Source organism: Sabulicella glaciei (assembly GCF_026183895.1).
GTDB lineage: Bacteria > Pseudomonadota > Alphaproteobacteria > Acetobacterales > Acetobacteraceae > Roseococcus > Roseococcus glaciei.
This window is the reverse complement of sequence record NZ_JAPFQI010000037.1, coordinates 1-17,695: the sequence shown is the minus strand read 5'-3', so window position 1 is coordinate 17,695 and position 17,695 is coordinate 1. Positions and strand designations below refer to the sequence as shown.

Genomic DNA, 17,695 nt, shown 5'->3' with positions numbered 1-17,695 from the left:
AGGCAGGCCGCATGGCGCAGCTGCGGTTGATCCCAGATGACGGGTACGAGGGGCCGCCGCGAGCCGAGCCCGCTTCCCGTGCAAGGGCTGGCCGGGGCAGGGCTTTGTCGCGCTGAGGCAGAATGCTCCGGCCAAAGGTCAATCTGAGCGTCTGACGGGTCCGGGCAACGCTCCGAGTTGCGTCATGCCACCAGATCAGGCCCAGCCCAGTTCCTTGAGCGCGTAGCCGTCGTTCCAGACCTTCGTCATGTGACCGATCTTCCCGTCCTGGAACCGCATGGCATAGACGTAATCGGTGCGCGTGGTCTTGCCCGTGGGTGGGACCGGGCCTCCGGCCTTGTGGGTGCCGATGAAGGTGGCGAAGGCGCAAACCTGCTCGCGCTCCCTGTCCTCGGCGAAAGCGTGCAGCTCGTACTTGCCGTCCGTCAGCACCGTGAGGATGCCCTTCATCCATTCGGTGTACTGCTCAAGCGTTCGCACGTCGGCCAGCGCTCCCGCTTGCGCCGAGAAGCTCGCATCCGGTTTGCAGTGCGGGCGGCAAGCCTCCCAGCCCCGACCGGTCTCGCAGGCTTCGAAGAAGGCCTTCGCTGTTTCGAGATTCGACATCACTTTTCTCCCTGGACGCGCACCTCCGTGCCGTGCGGTTCCGGCGAGGGCCGCTTGTTGCTCCACGGACCGAAGACAACCGCCGGTCAGTTTCTCGATTTCGAGAGGAAGCAAGCAACAATCCACGCCAGGCCGGCGCGTTCTGGCCGGCAAGGCAATCCTCTGACGTGATCCTCATGCGTGAGAGGAGGAAAAGGCAAGAATCGCTGCATGAAGGCTCCTTCATGTGCGGATGCAGGTCTTCGTGCTGAGCACGCAAGATCTTGGAGCGCAGATCGCGACACTCGCGCCGCGAACTTATCGGCGTCCTCCTTGAGCGAGAAGAGGGCTTCTCAAGGATCGGGGCGAGTGCTCCGCGCAAAGTCACTAGCTGAAACCTCCGCGCAAAACGCGAGGATGCGCCCAATGTACTCCGGCCAAGCTGGCTCGGAGGAGGCGGGAACATGATTGCGGCTTGGCACCTCGACGAATTGCGCGCCACGAATCCCGGTTGCAAGCGCAAGGCCAAGTTCGACGAGCTGCCCAGCGTCACCGCGGCTGTGCAAAACGAGGGTGGGTGAGCGCACCTCGGAGAGACAGCCCGTTACATCCACCTCCCCGACGAGGTTCAAGATACGATCAGCGTTCTCGGGGGAGGTGGACATGTTCTGCAGCTCATCGAGAGCATCCAGGGCTTTGCTGTCGAGATCCGGCCAGAGGTGCTGCGTGAAGACACGCCGGAACGCGATATTGCCCGTCGTGCTCACGGCGAGCGCGTGCGTGCCGACGGGCATGCTGCGCTGGGATGCGCCGCGGACGAGAGTAAGATGGGTCATGGCGTTCACGGAAGCCCCCGAAAGAGGTGGTCGCCTCCCAGTTATTCCGCTTTGTTTCGGGCAACAGAGAGTTCCGTGGACCCAAGTCGGGAGGGTTGCTTTCTGTCCCCTGCAAATCTCCCCAAGCTGTTGAAGGACGCAGATTTATCCTGCATCTAAGCAGAAGTGATCCTTTGCAGGATAAATTCCGTTGCCTCAGCACGTTGTCCCCTTTTCGGATGAGCAGCTCCGGGTCGCGATCAATCTTCGAACCGCCTATGAGGCGTGGATTGAGGTCGAGCGAGAGGCGGGCGCCCTTCCTTACGGCATGGCTTGGAAAACCATCTCCGGGCGAGACTACCTCTACGAATTGCGCGACCGCGCGGGGAATGGCCGTAGCCTCGGGGTGCGCTCGGAGGAAACCGAAGCGCTCCATGCCAGCTACCGCGAGCACAAGGAGACGCTGAAGCGGCGTCGGGAAGGGGCCGCCGCGCAGCTGCAGCAGAACGGGCGGCTGTGGCGGGCTCTGCGCCTGCCCATGATGGCCTCGGAGCCAGCGCCCATCCTGCGGGAGGCCGACCGCCGGCGGATGCTCGGATCCCAGCTCCTTGTGGTGGGCACCAACGCCGTCCTCGCCTATGCGCTGGAGGCAGGCGGCGGCATCGCCGGCCTCGCGGACGAGACACGTGACTTCGACATGGCCTGGGTCGCTCGGGAGCCCGTTGAAAGCGACCGGCCGGTGGCGGATCTCCTGAAGGCGGTCGATCCCACCTTCACCATGAACACCGAGCGGAACTTCCAGGCCCGCAACAGCAAGGCCTACGAAGTCGAACTCTTGGCTGCTCCTTCCGTCATGGCCTCCCTGCCCAGGCGCGACATGCCGCGGCCCATCCCGCTTCCTGAACAGGAATGGCTGCTTTGGGGGCGGTTCGTGGAATCATTCCTCGTGGCACGCGACGGCAGCGCGGTCCGCATGGTCGTGCCCGACCCGCGATGGTTCGCCCTGCATAAGCTTTGGCTGTCGCGCCAGGGCAAGCGGGATACCCTCAAGCGCGGCAAGGACGCCCGGCAGGGCGAAATCCTCCTGGCCGTTGCACGGGATGCCCTGCCGCTGCACCCGCTGGATGCCGAGTGGGAGGCGCAGATCCCCGAGGAGCTGCGACCGGACTGGGACGCCTGGAAAGCAAAGGGGCTTTGACCGAGCGGGTTGAACGCAACGGCAAAAGCGTGCCGCCACGCTCATGAAATGGGCGCGCCGATGAGGCGCATGTCGGGGCCTCGGCGCCCATGCCTCAACGCGTGGCTTGTGACCCGGGCGCGCGAGTGTCGCGCGTGATGACGAACTGGGTGATGTGCATGCGCGAGCGCCGCAACGTCTCCACTAGCCATTCATTCGACCCCGCGAGGATCGTGCAGCGCGTCGCCGGCGTGTAGGCATCGAGCGCGTGGGCCGGAGTGCCGTGCGCGGCCGAGGCGCGGGCCGCGAGCTGGGTGTGGCCCGGCTGGACGCAGAGCACCGGCGAGGGTGCGGGAATGTTCGGCACGGGGCGCTGCCTGGACGGCAGCCGGGCCTGATGCCGCGCCAGCGGGGCCACGACGGCCGGATCAGCGGGGATGGGCGGTGGCGGCTTCCAGCGCTCGCCACCCGAACGTCCCGTCTCGCCGCTCGAAAGGCCTGAGGTGGTGCCGCCGCGCGACCCGCGGCCATATCCACCAGAGAACACGCCCAACCCGCCCGTGTCCCCGCTCGCCGCAGGGCTTCGGGTCATCGGCGCCGGGGAGCCACCTGAGGGGCCCGCGATCCAGGGAAGGGGCTGGGCCGCCAGGGGCGATAAAAGCGCGGCCAGGGCGGTCGCCAGCAGCAGAAAGCGAGGCATCGTGCTTTCCGTTTGGAGGCCAAGTGTTCCCGCCTGTCCGTGGCGCGAGGGGCCAGCGAACTTCCCTTGAAACCAGGGAGGGATATACAATTAGTATATCCCATGGTGGCCCCATGACCCGAACGACGCTTTTCCAGAGCAACAAGACCCAGGCGGTGCGTCTCCCCAAAGACGTGGCATTTCCGCCAGGGGTCCGCGAGGTCGCCATCCTGCGGGATGGAGCGCGACGCGTGATCGTCCCGGCGAACGCGCTATGGGACGACTTCTTCGCAGCCCCTGGCGTAGAACTTGGAGGCCGCGAACAGCCTGTGGCGCAGGAGCGCGAGAGCTTCTGATGCTCCGGAACATGCTGGACACGAATTTCTGCATCCGGCTGCTGCGCGACCGGCCTCAGGGGCTCCGGCCACGCTTCAACGCGGAAGCCGATACCCTCTGCATCTCGACCATCACGCTGACAGAACTCCTCCACAGCGCGGCCAAGTCGGGAAGGCCGGAGAGCAGGCGCGCGGTGGAGGGCTTCGCGGCACGCTTGGCGGTGCTGCCCTTCGACGAAGACGCGGCGGCGCATGCCACAGAGATCCGCGCGGATCTGGAGCGGAAGGGCATGCCGATCGGCGGTTATGACCTGCTCATCGCGGGGCACGCGCGCAGCCGGGGCTTGGTCGTCATCACTGGGAACCTGAAGGAGTTCACCCGGGTGGACGGGCTGCGGGCGGAGGATTGGCTGACGGCCACCTGATCCCGATGGAGTGTGACTCAGCGGGAGGGCTTGAGCACGATCAGCTTTTCGGCCGTGCGTGTGATGCCCGTGTAGAGCCAGCGCCGAAGGAACTCGCGGTCCTTCACCGCCCCGAAGCGATCCCGTTCACCGGGCGGGTCGAGACGCGAGGCGTGCCTTTGCTTTTCGTGCCCGCCACTCCTGGCCAAAAAAGACCGAAAGTATATATGCAACGAAAGGGACGAGTGCCGTGAAAACTGAAAGAGATATTACAATCGCCTAGAACAATATTTTCGTGACAATGTTTAATACGCCGCGCATGCTGCCTTCAGGGCTTATAACACTAACATATATCAACCCATGGTTATCTAAAAGATACCACATTTGCGGGTCTATTGCGTCATTTTTCCTCGAATATTTTCCCTGCGGCTGCATAATATTGAGGACTACCCCGCGGTGCTAGTGGTCGAGCAATGCAAGAACCTCGCGGCTGGCGAAGACCCTGTTGCGGCGCCACCCGTTCTGCTCGGCCAGCACCCTCGCGTCCTCCAGATCACGCACCGCGAGGTTCGCGGCCTGCCGGCTCACGCCCAGCTGCCGCGCCACAGTGCCGACGGTGATCACCGGATAGATGGGCAGAAGGTCCAGGAGCCGGTTCCCTGCGCTGCCCTGGCGTGGAGGCCGTCCGCCCGGCCAGCGGGCCGTGTCCCACCATTGGTCGGGAAGCGACGAAAGCCGCCTGTGCAGGGCTTCGGTGCTTCTGACGCCCTCGATGATGGCATCGCAAAGGAGCAGCACGAGAGGCACGAAGTCCTGTCTTTGCTGAGCAAAGCGCAGCGCCTCGTAGTAGCGCGGCCTCTCGACTTCGAGCAGGCGTGACAGTGGGATCACGGCAAAGCCCTCCTCGACGATCATGAGCGACAGCAGCATCCGCCCGATGCGGCCATTGCCATCGACGAAGGGGTGGATCGCCTCGAAATGGGCATGTGCGAGCGCAAGCCGGATCGGCAGTGTCAGTCTGTTTTGGCCTTCAGAGCTGGACCCCAGCCAAGCGGTATGGATATCCATCAGTCGGGGCACGAGAGCGTGCGAGGGCGGGATAAAGGTCGCCTTCGAGATGGATCCCCTCCGGCCGATCCGGACATCTCGATCACGCCACGCGCCGGCCGGCCCCTTCCGTCCGCCGGCGAACTCCGGCGAGAGCAAGAATACATCGCGGTGCAGGGCCAGGACGCATGCGGCGTCGAGGTCGAAGGGCCGTGCGAGGCGGTTCTCCAAGGCCAGGGCGTAGGCCCGGATCGTGGTGAGTTCGTCCGGCTTGCCGGCGCCCCTGCCCCTCGCCTCGATGTCCTCAAGGACGGGCTCGGCTTGGAGCAGATCATTGAGGGTGGTCTTGGTGCCCTCGATGGCCGACGACCGAGCGGCCTCCTCCCGCATCAGCAGTCGGGTCAGAGAGAAAGGACTCGTTTGCGGCCCCAGACGCGCGCTGAGCGCCGCAAGGGCCGCTTGCGCCTCCGAGACGTGGCCGATTACCCGTGGTGGCAGAGCAAGTTCCCGAGGCGGCGGGGCAACGACACCTTGCGGATGCCGTATCTTTGTCAAGGAAGAGGACATAACTTTGGTTATGAAGGCCGCTTAATGCGCCATATGCAAGGTTGCCGTGAGCCTGCTGGTGCTGACGGATCGTGGCAATAACTTGCAACGATCAGGACAGAGGCCCCATGCCGACCAGCATCGTCAATCTCGGCGCCGAAGACCCGAACAACGAGGCGCTCCTCCTCGTGGAGGCTCAAGGCTGGAAGGTGGACCCGCTCCCTCCGGACACACGCCGGTTCTTCTTCAGCGCACTCTCGCACAAACAACCGCCATCGCCAGAGGACCTGTCGGAGAGCGTCGAGGCCGTGGCCCGTTCGCTCCGCCGCGCACATGTCTCGAATGCATTACTGAGCCCCCTCCTACCCTCGTGGTTCTTCGCGCCTCTGGAGGCTGCGCTGATCGAGGGCTCGATCGAACCGTTCCACGACAGCGCTCTCGGGAAACTGCTCGAAACGGGCAGGGGCGGCATCCGGGGCGATGTGCCCGCCCCGAAGCCGAAAGGGGCACGGATCTACAAGCTCTTCGGCACGGAGGTCTCCTCAGCCGAGACCGAAAACGATGTTGTGCTTGCCCCGCTGGCGGCCGTGGCGCGGGTGCGGCTCCTGAAGGAGGACTATGTGCTGCGCGATACGGCCGATGCGGTCGAGCGCGTTCACTACGCCGCGGAGGAACTGAGACGGATCCTCCTGCGGCACGCCGAGACCTCGCCGATTTTCGTGTGGCTCGACCTGCACCCGGCTTTGACCTCTCTCTTCGGGGCCGAGGCGTATCAGTAGGGGCTCACCGTGATGCAGCGCTTCGTTCCGCCTAGCAGAGGCGAGGAGGAGGCGACCTTCCCCGCCCTATGCCAACCGGCTCGGCGCCCGCTTTCACGGGCCGCCGGCGATCAGCGATGCGCGCAACCCGCTCGTGGAGCGTCTCTTCGGCGGCCGTCGAGGCGCGGCGCGGGGCGCGCTACATCGCCGACCTCACGATCCGCGTGGAGAACGGAGAGTGGCCGAACGAACCCTTGGCCGTGTTCTGGGTCCCGGAGCCGGTGAGGAATGAGAGCCACTACCTGGGCGTCTTGCCCGATCGCCGCACCGGCGAGCTGCGGTTCCATGATGCATCCTCGGCGGCAGAGGGCACCTGGCTCGGCCGCATGGCGGATGACCGCGAGGTGATCTTCTCGCGCTGGCGGCTTGACTGGCGGCAAAGCCAGGACGGCTCGTGCTGGGTGGATGGAGAGCGCAACTACGGCCGTGGCGGCGGCGGCGGAATGCGGCTGCTGCTTCGGCTCGTCGGGCCCACCTTCGAGGTCGTGCCGCCGGAGCAATGCGATCTTGTCTGAGTCGCCGGAGAGCGACCGCGGCCCGGTTCTTGGGACAGGTGAGACGAGGGCGAGACCCGCATCCGCCGTTGCTTCCGCCACCTCCCTCCTTTACCTTCCCTCTATAGTCACTTGCTACAGGGGCCCGCGGTTTTCAAGGCCGCGTCTCGTGTCGACCGGTGGCTTGTGCCCAACCCCCCAGGGCAGGAGTCAATCAGCGTGCAGAAAACATCGACGCGTGTCCGTTCCTGGCAGGATATGCCAACGGAACGTCCGCGCAACCAACGACGCGCGCCTCGAGCGCGCATGATCAGCGGCGGCAGGATGGTGGTCGAAGGACGTAGCCAATCTTGCGTCGTTCTTGATCTTTCTCCGAACGGCGCGTGCATTCACCTTCTCTATCCAGAGGCGGCGCCGACCAGCGCGGTGCTCCATCTGCCTGGCGGGGTTGTTCGCAAGGCCGCACGGCGCTGGCAGCGCGAGGACGTCGCCGGATACGAGTTCTGCGAACAGTCTTGAGGCGGCGGCCGCACCGGAAGCCCTTTACGGCTCACCCGGGATCGGTGCGGTTCCCCTTGGACACGATCACCATCTCGGCATCCGGCAGCGGCCGCTGAAGCGCCTTCGCCGTCTCCCAGGGCGCTTCCAGCCACGTCTCCATCTCCTCGGGCTTGGTGAGCAGCACCGGCATGGCCTTGGGGTGGATAGGACCGACGACCTTGTTGGGGTCGCAGGTCAGAAAACCGAACAGTTCGTGCTCGCCCTCGACGGGGTTGGAGTTCGGCCCCCGCGTTCCAGTCCAAGATGTCCAGATCCCGGCAAAGGCGAAGGGCGGCCGTTCCTTCGACAAGGCGAACCACACGGGCGTCTTCTTGGGCTTGGTATCCTCCCACTCGGCGAAGGAAGTGACCGGCACCAGGCAGCGATGGGCGGGGCCCAGCCAGCGACGCCAATGAGGGCTCGCGGTGTTGCGGATGTTGGTGACGGGGCGGCCGCCGTACTGGGGTGCGCCCGGCATGCCCCAGCGCAGCATGGCAAGATCGCGCTCACCGTCCTTCGTCTGCCGCACCACGGGCGCCATGCTGTCGGGGTAGATGGCCGGCAGAGACGGTAGGTTTCCGGTGCGGTCCTGGCCGACCCGCATCAGTTCCACAAGGGCCCGCTGATTGCTGGTCATGCTGTAAAGATTGCACACTCCCTCAGCCCCGCTTTTTCGGACGCTTTCTGGTAGCTACCGGCTTGCTTGCCTTGCTCGCTGCAGACGAAAGCTGACGCTTCGTCTGTGCGGTCAGGATGCCGCGGGCAGCTCCGGCCCAGGCATTGGTGGCGCTCAGAGCCATGCTGAGAAAAGGGTTCTTCTTGGTCCAGGGGTTCGCCATACGTCTCTAAGAGAACCCAGAGATCGCCAGTTTCCCCGAAGATTGGTCCACGCCGCTTGCTCCTTTCCATCGGCGACCCGGGGCTCACCTTTCCCATTTTGGCAGGGACATGCATTCCAAAGCATCGGAAAGTTCGTCTCCTGCATTTCAGGATGAAGATGGGGTGAGAAACGAGGGCTGAAGGAGGATTATCAGCGAGGTGGCGGAGGGCAGCGGCGTGTCCGCGAAGTTGATCGGGCACTACAAGGCGAACGGGCTGGTCCGCCCCGAGCGGAAGAGCAACAAATACCGCGCCTACACGGACAAGAGGGTTTCGGTGCTGCGCTTTATACGGCACGCCCGGGAACTGAACTTCCTGCTCGCCGAGGTGCGCAACATCCTTGCACTGTGGAGCGACGATCAAAAGGCTCCGGAAGAGCCGAGGGCCAGCGCCTTGAGGCACGTCGGGGCGCTCGAGGAGAAGGCGCGATCGATGCAAGCCGTGGCGAAGGCGCTGCGCGATCTGACGATCACGATCGAGACCGAGGAGAAATCCGAGGTGCCACGCTTCGAAGCGGCCTGAAGCACGTCACAAGGCCGCTGAGCGCGTTGATCAGTCTTTGCCGCGGGCCTCGTGGATCCAGCGCTGTCGGCGAAGCGCCACTTCATCCCACAGCACTTCGATGTCGGCGTTGCGCAGGTGCTGGAGGCGCTTGATGGCGGCCCGGACGACTTCCGTCGCGGCAGGCGTGAGAGAGCGGCCGGCCCGCCGCGCCAGCGAGACCGTGCGGTACAAGGGAGGCTCAAGCACGCGACAAACCAGGGGGCTGCGCTGCATCGGCACCGCGGCGAGGGCCGGCATGACAGCAATCGCCAAGCCAGTTTCGACGATGCTCTGAAGCGCTCCGACGCTGGACACCTCGTAGCGAAGATCTCGAACCGCCTGGATGCCGTGCTTGTCCTGCTGCAGCAGGCGGCGGATGCCGTTCTGAATGCTCAACCCGGCCCTCGGGAAATCGAGGAGGGCACCCCAGCCGAGGCTGGCGCCGGCCCGAGTCAAAGGATGGCCTTCCGGGCAGATCACGGCGAAGCGATCGCGCAGCAGGGGGACGGCCTCGATGCCGTGCTCCGGGCTCGGCAGCGTAGTCACCGCGAAATCGACCTCCGCGGCGAGCAGCCGACGCGCCGCGCCCTCTGTGTGCTCTTCGATCAGCCGAACAGAGATGCCGGGGAAGCGGAGGGAAAGATCCCGAAGCGCCGGTGCGAGAACATAATTGATGAAGGAGGCGGTCGCAGCGACGACCACCAGCCCCTGCTCGCGCTCGGCGATCGCCCGCAGGTCCTCCAAGGCGCGTTCCATATCCTCCAGCATGCGCTCGGCAGTGGCCAGGAATCGCTCGCCATGCGTTGTCGGCGCCACATGGCGGGTGCTGCGGTCCAGGAGCCGCAGCCCAACTTCCGCCTCCAGCGTGCGGATGGCCATCGTCACTGCGGACTGGGTCAGGCTCAACTCATTCGCGGCCTGGGTGAAGCTGCGGGATCGCGCCACGGCGACGAAGGCTCGGAGCTGACGCAGCGTCACGTTCCCTGTCATCAGTTTTCCTTATCAATGGCACGAAATAATGAAGTGGACGTGAGGCGGCGTGCCACGAACAATCGCTCCACACAACGAAAAGTGGAGCAACGACCATGTCGCAGGCCCTTGCCAGCCAGCCTCCCCCAATGCCGCCGGGTCCGATCTTTGGCCCGGCCGCCTGGACCGGTCCAGAGATGCAGAAGGACCGGTCCTGGCTGTATGAGTTCACTGGGGAAGAGCTGGCGGAACTGGACGCTGCTATCCGTGCCCACCAAGCCTCAGGCGCGGAGATGGGGCGCATCTCGCGCGAAACCTTCCGCCTCCCGCGGCTGTCGCAGAGATTGGATACTGCGTTGCGCGACCTGCTCAAGGGCCGCGGCTTCGTGCAGTTCCGCGGCTTTCCCGTGGAGCAGTACACTGTCGAGCAGGCGGCAATCGCTTATCTGGGGGTCGGAGCGCATCTCGGCAGCTTCCGCTCGCAGAATGCCAAGGGGCATTTGCTGGGGCATGTGCGCGACCTCGGCCTCGACATCCGCAAGCCCACAGTCCGCTATTACCAGACGAACCGGGAACTGGAGTACCACACGGACTCCTGCGACATCGTCGGTCTGCTTTGCCTGCGCACCTCACGCTCGGGCGGCGAAAGCATGATCGTCAGCTCTGTCATGCTGCACAACGAGATGCTGCGGCGGCGGCCAGATCTTTATCCGCTCCTTTTCAACACGTTCCCCACGGACCGGCGCGGAGAGGTCCCGCCCGGCATGTTGCCTTGGTTCGAGGTGCCGGTGTTCAGCTGGCATGAGGGGCAACTGACGACAATCTACTCGGGACAGTACATCCGTTCGGCACAGGAGAACTTCCCGGCTGCCCGGCGACTGAGTCCGGAGGAGCACGAAGCGCTCAACCTCTTCGACTCGTTGAGCCGTGACCCGTCGCTAAACCTCAAGATCGAGTTTCGGCCGGGTGACATGCAGTTCCTGCACAACCATCAGATCTTGCACAGCCGCACGGATTTCGAGGACTGGCCCGAGCCAGAGCGGCGCCGCCACCTGTTTCGCCTGTGGCTGGCGCCGGAGAACGGTCGCCCTCTGCCACCGAGCTATGCGCAGCGCTATGGCACCCTGACGCCCGGGGACCGCGGGGGAATCGTGACCCAGGATACGGTGCTGAAGTTCGTGCTGGAGCCGCAGTGACTTCGCGGGGTTTGGCGCGGCGAGAGATCCTCGCTGCGCCGCTGCTTCTGCGCGCGGGCGCAGCGGCAGCGCAGGGCAGCAACTGGCCGGCGCGGCCGGTGCGAATCGTTGTGCCATTTCAGGCCGGCGGCATTATCGACACGCTGGCGCGCCTGCTGTCGGAACCGCTGCAGCGGAGCCTGGGGCAACCCTTCGTGATCGAGAACAGGGGCGGTGCTGGCGGCAATGTCGGCACCGCCGTTGTGGCGAGAGCCAAGGGTGATCCTCACACCCTGCTGCTCGGCAGTTCCGGACCGCTCGCCATCAGCCCTCTGATCGAGAGCAACCTTGGCTACGATCCGGAGGCCGACTTCACACCCATCACCATTTTGGCGCGCACGCCGCTGGTGCTTGTCGTGCCGGCGGCCTCGCCCTGGCGCGACTTGCGAAGCATGATGGACTCCCTCCGCGGCCTGCAGAGGGAAACGCTTTATCCCACCCCCGGCCTTGGCTCGCCCCAACTTCTTGCGGGCGAAGCGTTCAGCCGGCGTGTCGGCTTTCCGGCAACGCCGGTCCACTACACCGGCAGCGCGCCGGTCGTCACAGCGATCGTCGCGGGCGAGATGCCGTTCACCTTCGAGAATCTGGTCCTAGTGTCGGGGCAGGTGCGCGCTGGCACCTTGCGTGCCTTGGCGGTGACTAGCACCGAACGCGCTCCCATGCTGCCGGACGTGCCGACCGCAGCGGAGGCGGGGCTGCCGGACTTCCAGGCTGGCGGCTGGTACGGCCTGCTGGGTCCTGCCGACCTTCCGACCGGGGTCGTGGAACGGCTGCACGCGGCGACGGTGGCCGCCTTGGCCGAGCCGCATGTCGCGCGCCGCATCACGGAGATGGGTTCGCCCAACATATCAAGCACGCCGCAGGAGTTTCGTGCGATGATCGCTGCTGAAACAGCCAGATGGCGTGGTGTGCTCAGACCGCCGGAGCCACCAAACTAGCTAATCTGCGGCTTAGCAAGGATTCCATAGTCTAGCCCACAAATCAGCCCACAAATGTGGCCGATGTGCTCGTGCTTGCTGAGAGTGTTCGACGCTGCGCGGCTAGATGAGACCTATCGAAGGCGACTGGCCAGCAGGAATGGCCATAGCCGAGCGTCCGCTCCACGCCACCTCGATCGCGAGCACGGTACTGGTCCGAACGTTCAGGGAGCATTGGTTGAAGCCGGGCGTGCCGAGAGCATGTGCGAGCGTGAGGACGTGGTCGCTGATGCCCACGCCGTAAATGTCGTGGGCGGCGCTGGTGAAGTCGGCATCTTGGAAGAGCAGGCCGTCAATGACGTGCGCCGCCTCGCCGGAGGACGGATAGTGAACCTTCGGTGGCACCCCGCCAGCCTAGCGGCCTTAGGGCAGGCGTTCGAGCGGCGGCGCATGCCAGCGCCCCTCCAGGATCTCGGCGCGCGGCCGGTAGAGGCGAAGGACAACAGCCCGCGCGCGCTGGGCGAGACCATCTGGACGAGCACCGAGCCGCCGCCGGCGCTCTCGCCGAAGAGGGTGACGTTGCCAGGGTCGCCGCCGAAGGCCGCGATGTTGCGGTTCACCCAACGCAGCGCCGCCTGCTGATCCATGTAGCCGAAATTTGCCAACGGCGCGTCCGGTGCCGTCTCGGCGGCCAGCGCGGGATGGGCGAAGAAGCCGAGGCGGCCCAGGCGGTAGTTCACCGTCACCACGACGACGCCCTGCGACGCCAGCCCGTGGCCGGGATAGAGCACAGCGCCACCGCGCACCAGCGCCCCGCCATGGATCCAGACCATGACCGGGAGCGCTGCGCCCGAGGCTGTGCCGGCCGGCCGCCAGACATTGAGCGTCAGACAGTCCTCGGAGACCGCGCCACCATGAGCGTCCTGCGCGTCCTGTAGGCAGGACGGGCCGAAGCGCGTCGCGTCGCGCACGCCCTCCCAGGCACCGTCCGCGCCGCAGCGGTGCAAAGCCAAAGGTCACGATGGCTGGCTCTATAGGTACATCCACTAGCGCCAGAGGCGTCCTCGCAGGTCATATGCTGCCAGCCCTCTCCGACTGTGCATTCGCACTGATATTCATTTCGGAGCTAGCGTGGTATCAAACTGGAAGGTCCGTGCGGCATTAGGCGCACCGCGTCCACGAGCAGTCATGATTTGATGGGGCGCCTTGTGTCTGACCCGATTCTGCAGAAGTCCAAGACGTCCTTTTCCCGCTTTCTCCTTCGCTACCCGGCGCGGCTTCCCGTTCTGGCAGCAACCTTGCTTGCTCTCGCCGTTCTGCTCGCAACGACCCTGGCCATTCGCCAGACCCGTGACCTTGCACTGGAGGCCGCGGGGCGTCACTACGGCGGAACCGCTGTCATCCTCGCGAACCAGACTGCTCGCGCCCTTGAAGCCGTGGATGTCCTGCAGACCGCACTGCTTGATCGCATGGTGTTCGACGGGGTCACCAGCTCCTCTACCCTACGAGCGTGGAGCCTGCCCGAGGCAACCCATCACCTTCTTGTCGAGCGACGGAGAAGCCTCCCGCAGCTCGATGCGCTCACCATCGTTGACGCCAGCGGGTCAGTGCTCAACTTCTCGCGTGCGTGGCCGGTCGGCGAGTACTGGGTTGCCGGCCGCGAGTGGTTTGCCCCAATCCGCGACGGCGCCACTCGCTATGTTGGAATCCCCGTGCAAAACCAGCACAGTGGCGCCTGGAACCTGCACTTGGCCCGCCGGATCTCATCACCGGAGGGTGAGTTCCTCGGCATCGTTCTGGCTGCCCTTGACCTGAACTTCTTTGAAAGGGCCCTCGCGGATGCCCAACTCGGCGCCGCCAGCAACCTGACGCTGCTGCGCGAGGATGGCATCCTGCTGGCGCGGCACCCTGTGCACGAGGGTCTGATCGGACGGGATTTTAGCCAATCTCCCGCGTTCCAGACAGTCGCCTCGGCCCCGGCCGGGACCGCGGAGGTGGTTCACACCAGGATTGATAACCAATTGCGTCTGGCCGCCGGCGCGCCGGTGGGTAACTTTCCACTCCTTCTGTTTGCAGGAAATTCGCTCGACGCCACACTGCGTGACTGGCGGGCAGCGACGCTGCAGCTTTCCGTTGGCACCGGTGTCCTCTTGCTTCTTTTCGGCGCCACCGCGTGGCTCGTGACGAAGCAGGCCCAGGTTCGCGCTTCGGCGTCACGGGCTGAGCGCCGCGCCAGCGAGGCCGAGCGTGCGGCCAGCGAGGAGCGCCTGCGCCTGCAGCGCGCGGCGGCGGAGCAGCACCAGCTGTTCCGCGAGGTCGTCCAAGGCATGCAGCAGGGTGTCTGGATGTTCTCGCCCGATGGGTCCCTCGCACTGACCAATCGCCGTTGCGCTGCCATCACCGGCGTTTCCCACGCTGCGCTGCGGGTTGGCGCGCGTTTCGATGATCTCCTCGCGGCCGCTGCGGAGGCAGGCTCTGACACACACGAGGCCATCGCGCGGTTGGGCGGCCTGGTGAAGGTCGGACTGCCCGGCAGTTTCGTGCAGGATCTACTTGGGCAGCGCGCGGTTGCCGTGACCTATCAGCCGCTGCCCGAAAGAGGCTGGATCGCGACGTTCGAAGATGTCAGTGAGCGGCGCCAGGCCGAGGCGCGACTGGAACATATGGCCCGGCACGACGCATTGACCGGCCTGCCCAATCGCCTGCTCCTCGAGGAGCGCCTGCAGGCACAGACCGAGGGCCCTGACGCAAGGCCATTCGCGCTTCTCTATCTGGACCTCGATCGCTTCAAGCAAATCAACGATACCCTGGGCCATCCTGTCGGGGACGCCCTGCTCGCCGCCGCCGCGCAGCGCATCGTCGGCTCGGTCCGAGCGGGACGGAATGGCGGCGACTTTGTGGCCCGGCTGGGCGGCGACGAATTCGCGGTCGTGACGGCCCCCCACCCTGATGGAACTGACGGCCTGGCCTCCGACGCCGGCGCCCTCGCCGGGCGACTGATCGCCTTGCTGTCCGAGCCGCTGGAGGTCGAGGAGCACCAAGTGCTGGTGGGGGCGACGGTGGGCATCGCGCTTTTCCCTGAGCATGGTGCGACGCCGACCGATCTGTTGCGCCGCGCCGACCTTGCGCTTTACCAGGCAAAGCAGGCAGGTCGCGGCCGACACGCGTTCTTTGAGTGGGCTTTGGACGAGGCAGCGCATAGCCGACGCCTCCTGGAGCTTGACCTGCGCACAGCCCTTCGGGAAGCCGGAGCGCCGCAGCTCGCGCTGCGCTTCCAGCCCATCGTCCAAGTTGCATCGGGGCGGGTTTCCGGGTTCGAGGCGCTGGTGCGTTGGGACCGCCCGGGCCATGGCCTGGTGGGGCCCGCTGAGTTTGTTCCGGCCGCGGAGGAGATCGGCCTCATCGACGAGTTGGGACGCCTCGTACTTGAGCGTTCCTGCAAGGAAGCGTCGCGCTGGCCGTCTTCCATCCGGCTGGCAGTCAACCTTTCTCCGCTCCAGTTCCGGGCCCCCGGTCTCGTCGAGACCGTGTCCAATGCCTTGCTGAGGTCAGGCCTCGCGCCGGCTCGCCTGGAGCTGGAGATTACGGAGGGCGTGCTGCTTGAAGACACCGAGGCCAATCTGACGGTCCTTCGCCGCCTCAAGCAAATCGGCGTGCGGATCGCCATCGACGATTTCGGTACGGGGTACTCGTCACTGAACTACCTGCGTTCGTTTCCGTTCGACAAGGTCAAGATCGACCGCGCCTTCGTTCATAACCTCGGCGGACACGATGCAGACCGGGCCATTGTGCGTGCGACGATTGCGCTTTGCCGAGAGCTTGGCATCGTCACCACGGCTGAGGGGGTCGAAACGGAGGAGCAGTTCCAGCTCCTTGCGAGCAAGGGCTGCGACGAGCTTCAGGGCTACTTCATCAGCGAGCCCGTGACAGCGGAGGCTGTGGACGAGACTAGACATCACATTGAAATCCGCCTCAGTTCGGTAAGGTCAGCTGTTTCGACTGATCTTCCGCTGTTTAGGTGAGGCCGGCGGCGCTGCCTGCTTGTCAGAGCGACGCGGGCGCCCGCTCACCCAAGTTTGCACGAGAGAGGTACTGGACAGGCCCACATCGCTTCGCTCCGAAAGGTCAAAGGTCGCATCACGCGCACTATGCCTCCAGCAGTTGTGCGTCGCGCGCAGAAGCGGCCCCGGCTCTTGCGAACCGGGGCCGCCCCTCCTTTCTCATACCGCTAGAGCACGCGGCTTGTGTTCAGGCTGCGACCTTGCGGCGCACGGCGGCGAGGCCGAGCAGGCCCAGGCCGAGGAAGGCGAGGCCAGCCGGGGCCGGCACGGCGACCTGCGAAGCACTCGCGTTGCCGCTGACGCTGGCCGTGAAGCTGCAGACCGTCGAGCCGCAGATGTTGAAGGCCTGGGTGAGCGCCGTGAAGGTGAAGCCGATCGCCGACGGATCCTGCAGGTTGGCGGCAGCAATCCGGTCGGAGGTCAGGTTCACGGTGCCCGGCGGATCCGAGGCAATCAGGCTGACCTGGAAGCCCTCTGCCGGCCCGGCGATGCGCGAGCCGCCCAGCGCGATGTCGGAGAAGCTGCCGGACAGGTAGTTGATGCCGCTGCCGCCCATGCCGGAGGTGATGGTGAAGCTACCGGCGAAGGCCTGGCGGATATCGTCGCCACCCACGAGGCTCGCAGAGCCCGTGCTGTTCGCGTTCAGGTTCAAGAAGGCCTGAAAGGGCGTCGGGACGCCATCCTCATAGCCCGAGACCGTGATCGCGACGTCGTTGCCCGTCAGGCTCGTCTGCGTGTTGCCGCCATTGGCGGTGGCGGTGACGGTGTTGCCCGTCGCGTTCTGCGCCCAGGTGATGATGGTGATCGGTGCTGCCTGAGCGATGGCGCTCAGACCAACAAAGGCGGCGGTCGTGGCCAGTAGAGCTAGCTTCTTCATGTTAGGCCTCCTTCAGGGGCTGGGGTCGTTTGGCTTCAGAACCTGCTTCAGATGGAAGTCTGTTCCGCAGAACCTCCAGACGGGGCGTCCCGTCATCCCTGGCCAAGCAAGCGCCGTGCCAAGACCGCAAGACCTTGTTTGGGTTGCCTTTTATGCGCCGCAGCCTCCCGCAGCGACCACGCTGTAAGAAACGCATGAAGAATAGCGAAAGTCGAATTGGTTGCGTGACTGCGCCACGACAATGATTTTTCCAAGGCGCAGTCGTAATCGCGCCACTGTCGAGGCCGCCTTGGCTTGAGGCCGTGTGTATCCAAAGCGCGGCCTGGCCTTGTCGCCTCAAGCCCAGTCACCCGGCACCGTGCCTTTCACCCAGACACTTCCGGCCGAACAAATTTTTTCACGCTCCAATGAAACCGCATTGCCTGTCGGTAACCTATGCAGCCTCATTCAAGTCTCGGAGATGCGTTCGAGTAAGTAACTGAGATTGCCGCATAAATTCATCTGGCACGGCTCTTGCTGAGTGTCAGGCGCACCCGCAACGACGGGTGTATCGATTGGCCTCACTGGCCAAGCACCAAAAGGAAAGAGACTATGCAGATTGTGAAGCGTATGGCCCTGGGCCTGGCCATCCTCGCCGCGCCCGTCGCGGTGAATGCAGCTCCTCTCACTGGCTCGATCGACTTCGGCGGGCTGTTCCAGGGCACGGATGCGAGCGGCAACAACGTCCGCCTGTCGGATGCAGTGGCCGTCGACTTCTGCGCCAACGTCACCGGC

General features: G+C 65.1%; 19 protein-coding genes. 11 read left to right on the top strand and 8 right to left on the bottom strand.

From position 1 onward, the window contains the following. Positions 1-195 precede the first annotated feature (195 nt). Both OF850_RS22830 and OF850_RS22825 read right to left on the bottom strand, forming a co-directional pair. Positions 196-606, bottom strand: a complete 411-nt coding sequence (locus OF850_RS22830; protein ID WP_301592665.1) for a nuclear transport factor 2 family protein — start codon at positions 604-606, stop codon at positions 196-198. Positions 607-938: 332 nt separating this feature from the next. Further along, a complete protein-coding gene (locus tag OF850_RS22825) occupies positions 939-1,430 on the bottom strand; it encodes an alpha/beta fold hydrolase (RefSeq protein ID WP_301592664.1) in 492 nt (163 codons plus the stop codon). 181 nt (positions 1,431-1,611) lie between these two features. Here OF850_RS22825 and OF850_RS22820 point away from each other — a divergent pair, with 181 nt between their 5' ends. Then, positions 1,612-2,598 carry a GSU2403 family nucleotidyltransferase fold protein gene (locus OF850_RS22820; protein WP_301592662.1) on the top strand — a complete coding sequence of 329 codons (987 nt, stop codon included), beginning with the start codon at positions 1,612-1,614 and terminating at the stop codon, positions 2,596-2,598. A gap of 94 nt (positions 2,599-2,692) precedes the next feature. Here the strand turns inward: OF850_RS22820 and OF850_RS22815 are convergent, their stop codons facing one another. Beyond that, the gene (locus OF850_RS22815) at positions 2,693-3,277 is read right to left on the bottom strand and encodes a hypothetical protein (protein WP_301592661.1); all 585 of its coding nucleotides are present in this window, start codon (positions 3,275-3,277) and stop codon (positions 2,693-2,695) included. A gap of 113 nt (positions 3,278-3,390) precedes the next feature. On the opposite strand from OF850_RS22815, the gene vapB reads away from it, so the two are divergent. Together vapB and vapC are read left to right on the top strand one after the other, a co-directional pair. After that, entirely contained in the window at positions 3,391-3,612 is a 222-nt protein-coding gene (gene vapB, locus OF850_RS22810) for a type II toxin-antitoxin system VapB family antitoxin (RefSeq protein ID WP_301592660.1), read from the top strand. Continuing rightward, the gene (vapC, locus tag OF850_RS22805; protein WP_301592659.1) at positions 3,612-4,016 is read left to right on the top strand and encodes a tRNA(fMet)-specific endonuclease VapC; all 405 of its coding nucleotides are present in this window, start codon (positions 3,612-3,614) and stop codon (positions 4,014-4,016) included. The genes vapB and vapC overlap by 1 nt, the downstream gene beginning before the upstream one ends. Before the next feature lie 438 nt (positions 4,017-4,454). On the opposite strand, the gene OF850_RS22800 is transcribed toward vapC, so the two are convergent. Further along, complete coding sequence (locus OF850_RS22800) at positions 4,455-5,609, bottom strand: Fic family protein (protein ID WP_301592658.1); 1,155 nt, start codon at positions 5,607-5,609, stop codon at positions 4,455-4,457. A 107-nt stretch (positions 5,610-5,716) separates the two neighbouring features. On the opposite strand from OF850_RS22800, the gene OF850_RS22795 reads away from it, so the two are divergent. The 3 genes from OF850_RS22795 (at position 5,717) to OF850_RS22785 (ending at position 7,419) form a co-directional block, all read left to right on the top strand. Beyond that, positions 5,717-6,367, top strand: coding sequence for a hypothetical protein (locus OF850_RS22795; protein ID WP_301592657.1), 651 nt, complete (start codon positions 5,717-5,719; stop codon positions 6,365-6,367). A gap of 116 nt (positions 6,368-6,483) precedes the next feature. Beyond that, positions 6,484-6,921 carry a hypothetical protein gene (locus OF850_RS22790; protein ID WP_301592656.1) on the top strand — a complete coding sequence of 146 codons (438 nt, stop codon included), beginning with the start codon at positions 6,484-6,486 and terminating at the stop codon, positions 6,919-6,921. 285 nt (positions 6,922-7,206) lie between these two features. After that, positions 7,207-7,419 carry a hypothetical protein gene (locus tag OF850_RS22785; RefSeq protein ID WP_301592655.1) on the top strand — a complete coding sequence of 71 codons (213 nt, stop codon included), beginning with the start codon at positions 7,207-7,209 and terminating at the stop codon, positions 7,417-7,419. A gap of 31 nt (positions 7,420-7,450) precedes the next feature. Here OF850_RS22785 and OF850_RS22780 read toward each other — a convergent pair whose 3' ends face one another. Next, the gene (locus OF850_RS22780) at positions 7,451-8,095 is read right to left on the bottom strand and encodes an SOS response-associated peptidase (protein WP_301592654.1); all 645 of its coding nucleotides are present in this window, start codon (positions 8,093-8,095) and stop codon (positions 7,451-7,453) included. Positions 8,096-8,478: 383 nt separating this feature from the next. On the opposite strand from OF850_RS22780, the gene OF850_RS22775 reads away from it, so the two are divergent. After that, positions 8,479-8,841 (top strand): MerR family DNA-binding protein, encoded by a 363-nt coding sequence (locus OF850_RS22775; RefSeq protein ID WP_301592652.1) that lies wholly within the window; start codon positions 8,479-8,481, stop codon positions 8,839-8,841. A gap of 30 nt (positions 8,842-8,871) precedes the next feature. Here OF850_RS22775 and OF850_RS22770 read toward each other — a convergent pair whose 3' ends face one another. Beyond that, on the bottom strand, positions 8,872-9,852 hold the full coding sequence (locus OF850_RS22770) for a LysR family transcriptional regulator (RefSeq protein ID WP_301592651.1): 981 nt from the start codon (positions 9,850-9,852) through the stop codon (positions 8,872-8,874). Positions 9,853-9,947: 95 nt separating this feature from the next. Between OF850_RS22770 and OF850_RS22765 the strand changes: the two genes are divergently transcribed. Further along, positions 9,948-11,027, top strand: coding sequence for a TauD/TfdA family dioxygenase (locus tag OF850_RS22765; protein ID WP_301592650.1), 1,080 nt, complete (start codon positions 9,948-9,950; stop codon positions 11,025-11,027). Positions 11,028-11,125: 98 nt separating this feature from the next. Beyond that, entirely contained in the window at positions 11,126-12,004 is an 879-nt protein-coding gene (locus tag OF850_RS22760; protein ID WP_301592648.1) for a Bug family tripartite tricarboxylate transporter substrate binding protein, read from the top strand. 203 nt (positions 12,005-12,207) lie between these two features. Here OF850_RS22760 and OF850_RS22755 read toward each other — a convergent pair whose 3' ends face one another. Further along, the gene (locus OF850_RS22755) at positions 12,208-12,954 is read right to left on the bottom strand and encodes a carboxylesterase family protein (protein ID WP_301592647.1); all 747 of its coding nucleotides are present in this window, start codon (positions 12,952-12,954) and stop codon (positions 12,208-12,210) included. A 225-nt stretch (positions 12,955-13,179) separates the two neighbouring features. Between OF850_RS22755 and OF850_RS22750 the strand changes: the two genes are divergently transcribed. After that, positions 13,180-16,005: a bifunctional diguanylate cyclase/phosphodiesterase gene (locus OF850_RS22750; RefSeq protein WP_301592646.1), complete on the top strand. Its 2,826-nt coding sequence runs from the start codon at positions 13,180-13,182 to the stop codon at positions 16,003-16,005. Between the two features lie 226 nt (positions 16,006-16,231). Here OF850_RS22750 and OF850_RS22745 read toward each other — a convergent pair whose 3' ends face one another. Further along, positions 16,232-16,921, bottom strand: coding sequence for a hypothetical protein (locus tag OF850_RS22745; RefSeq protein ID WP_301592645.1), 690 nt, complete (start codon positions 16,919-16,921; stop codon positions 16,232-16,234). 591 nt (positions 16,922-17,512) lie between these two features. Here OF850_RS22745 and OF850_RS22740 point away from each other — a divergent pair. Then, positions 17,513-17,695, top strand: a 183-nt coding sequence (locus OF850_RS22740; RefSeq protein WP_301592643.1) for a hypothetical protein, incomplete at its 3' end; no start/stop codon positions are given.

Excerpts from the sequence above, each read along its gene's own strand:
- OF850_RS22830 (WP_301592665.1), bottom strand. The coding sequence starts at position 606 with ATGTCGAATCTCGAAACAGCGAAGGCCTTCTTCGAAGCCTGCGAGACC.
- OF850_RS22815 (WP_301592661.1), bottom strand. The coding sequence starts at position 3,277 with ATGCCTCGCTTTCTGCTGCTGGCGACCGCCCTGGCCGCGCTTTTATCG.
- vapB (WP_301592660.1), top strand. The coding sequence starts at position 3,391 with ATGACCCGAACGACGCTTTTCCAGAGCAACAAGACCCAGGCGGTGCGT.
- vapC (WP_301592659.1), top strand. The coding sequence starts at position 3,612 with ATGCTCCGGAACATGCTGGACACGAATTTCTGCATCCGGCTGCTGCGC.
- OF850_RS22800 (WP_301592658.1), bottom strand. The coding sequence starts at position 5,609 with ATGTCCTCTTCCTTGACAAAGATACGGCATCCGCAAGGTGTCGTTGCC.
- OF850_RS22795 (WP_301592657.1), top strand. The coding sequence starts at position 5,717 with ATGCCGACCAGCATCGTCAATCTCGGCGCCGAAGACCCGAACAACGAG.
- OF850_RS22790 (WP_301592656.1), top strand. The coding sequence starts at position 6,484 with ATGCGCGCAACCCGCTCGTGGAGCGTCTCTTCGGCGGCCGTCGAGGCG.
- OF850_RS22785 (WP_301592655.1), top strand. The coding sequence starts at position 7,207 with ATGATCAGCGGCGGCAGGATGGTGGTCGAAGGACGTAGCCAATCTTGC.
- OF850_RS22770 (WP_301592651.1), bottom strand. The coding sequence starts at position 9,852 with ATGACAGGGAACGTGACGCTGCGTCAGCTCCGAGCCTTCGTCGCCGTG.
- OF850_RS22765 (WP_301592650.1), top strand. The coding sequence starts at position 9,948 with ATGTCGCAGGCCCTTGCCAGCCAGCCTCCCCCAATGCCGCCGGGTCCG.
- OF850_RS22750 (WP_301592646.1), top strand. The coding sequence starts at position 13,180 with ATGGGGCGCCTTGTGTCTGACCCGATTCTGCAGAAGTCCAAGACGTCC.
- OF850_RS22745 (WP_301592645.1), bottom strand. The coding sequence starts at position 16,921 with ATGAAGAAGCTAGCTCTACTGGCCACGACCGCCGCCTTTGTTGGTCTG.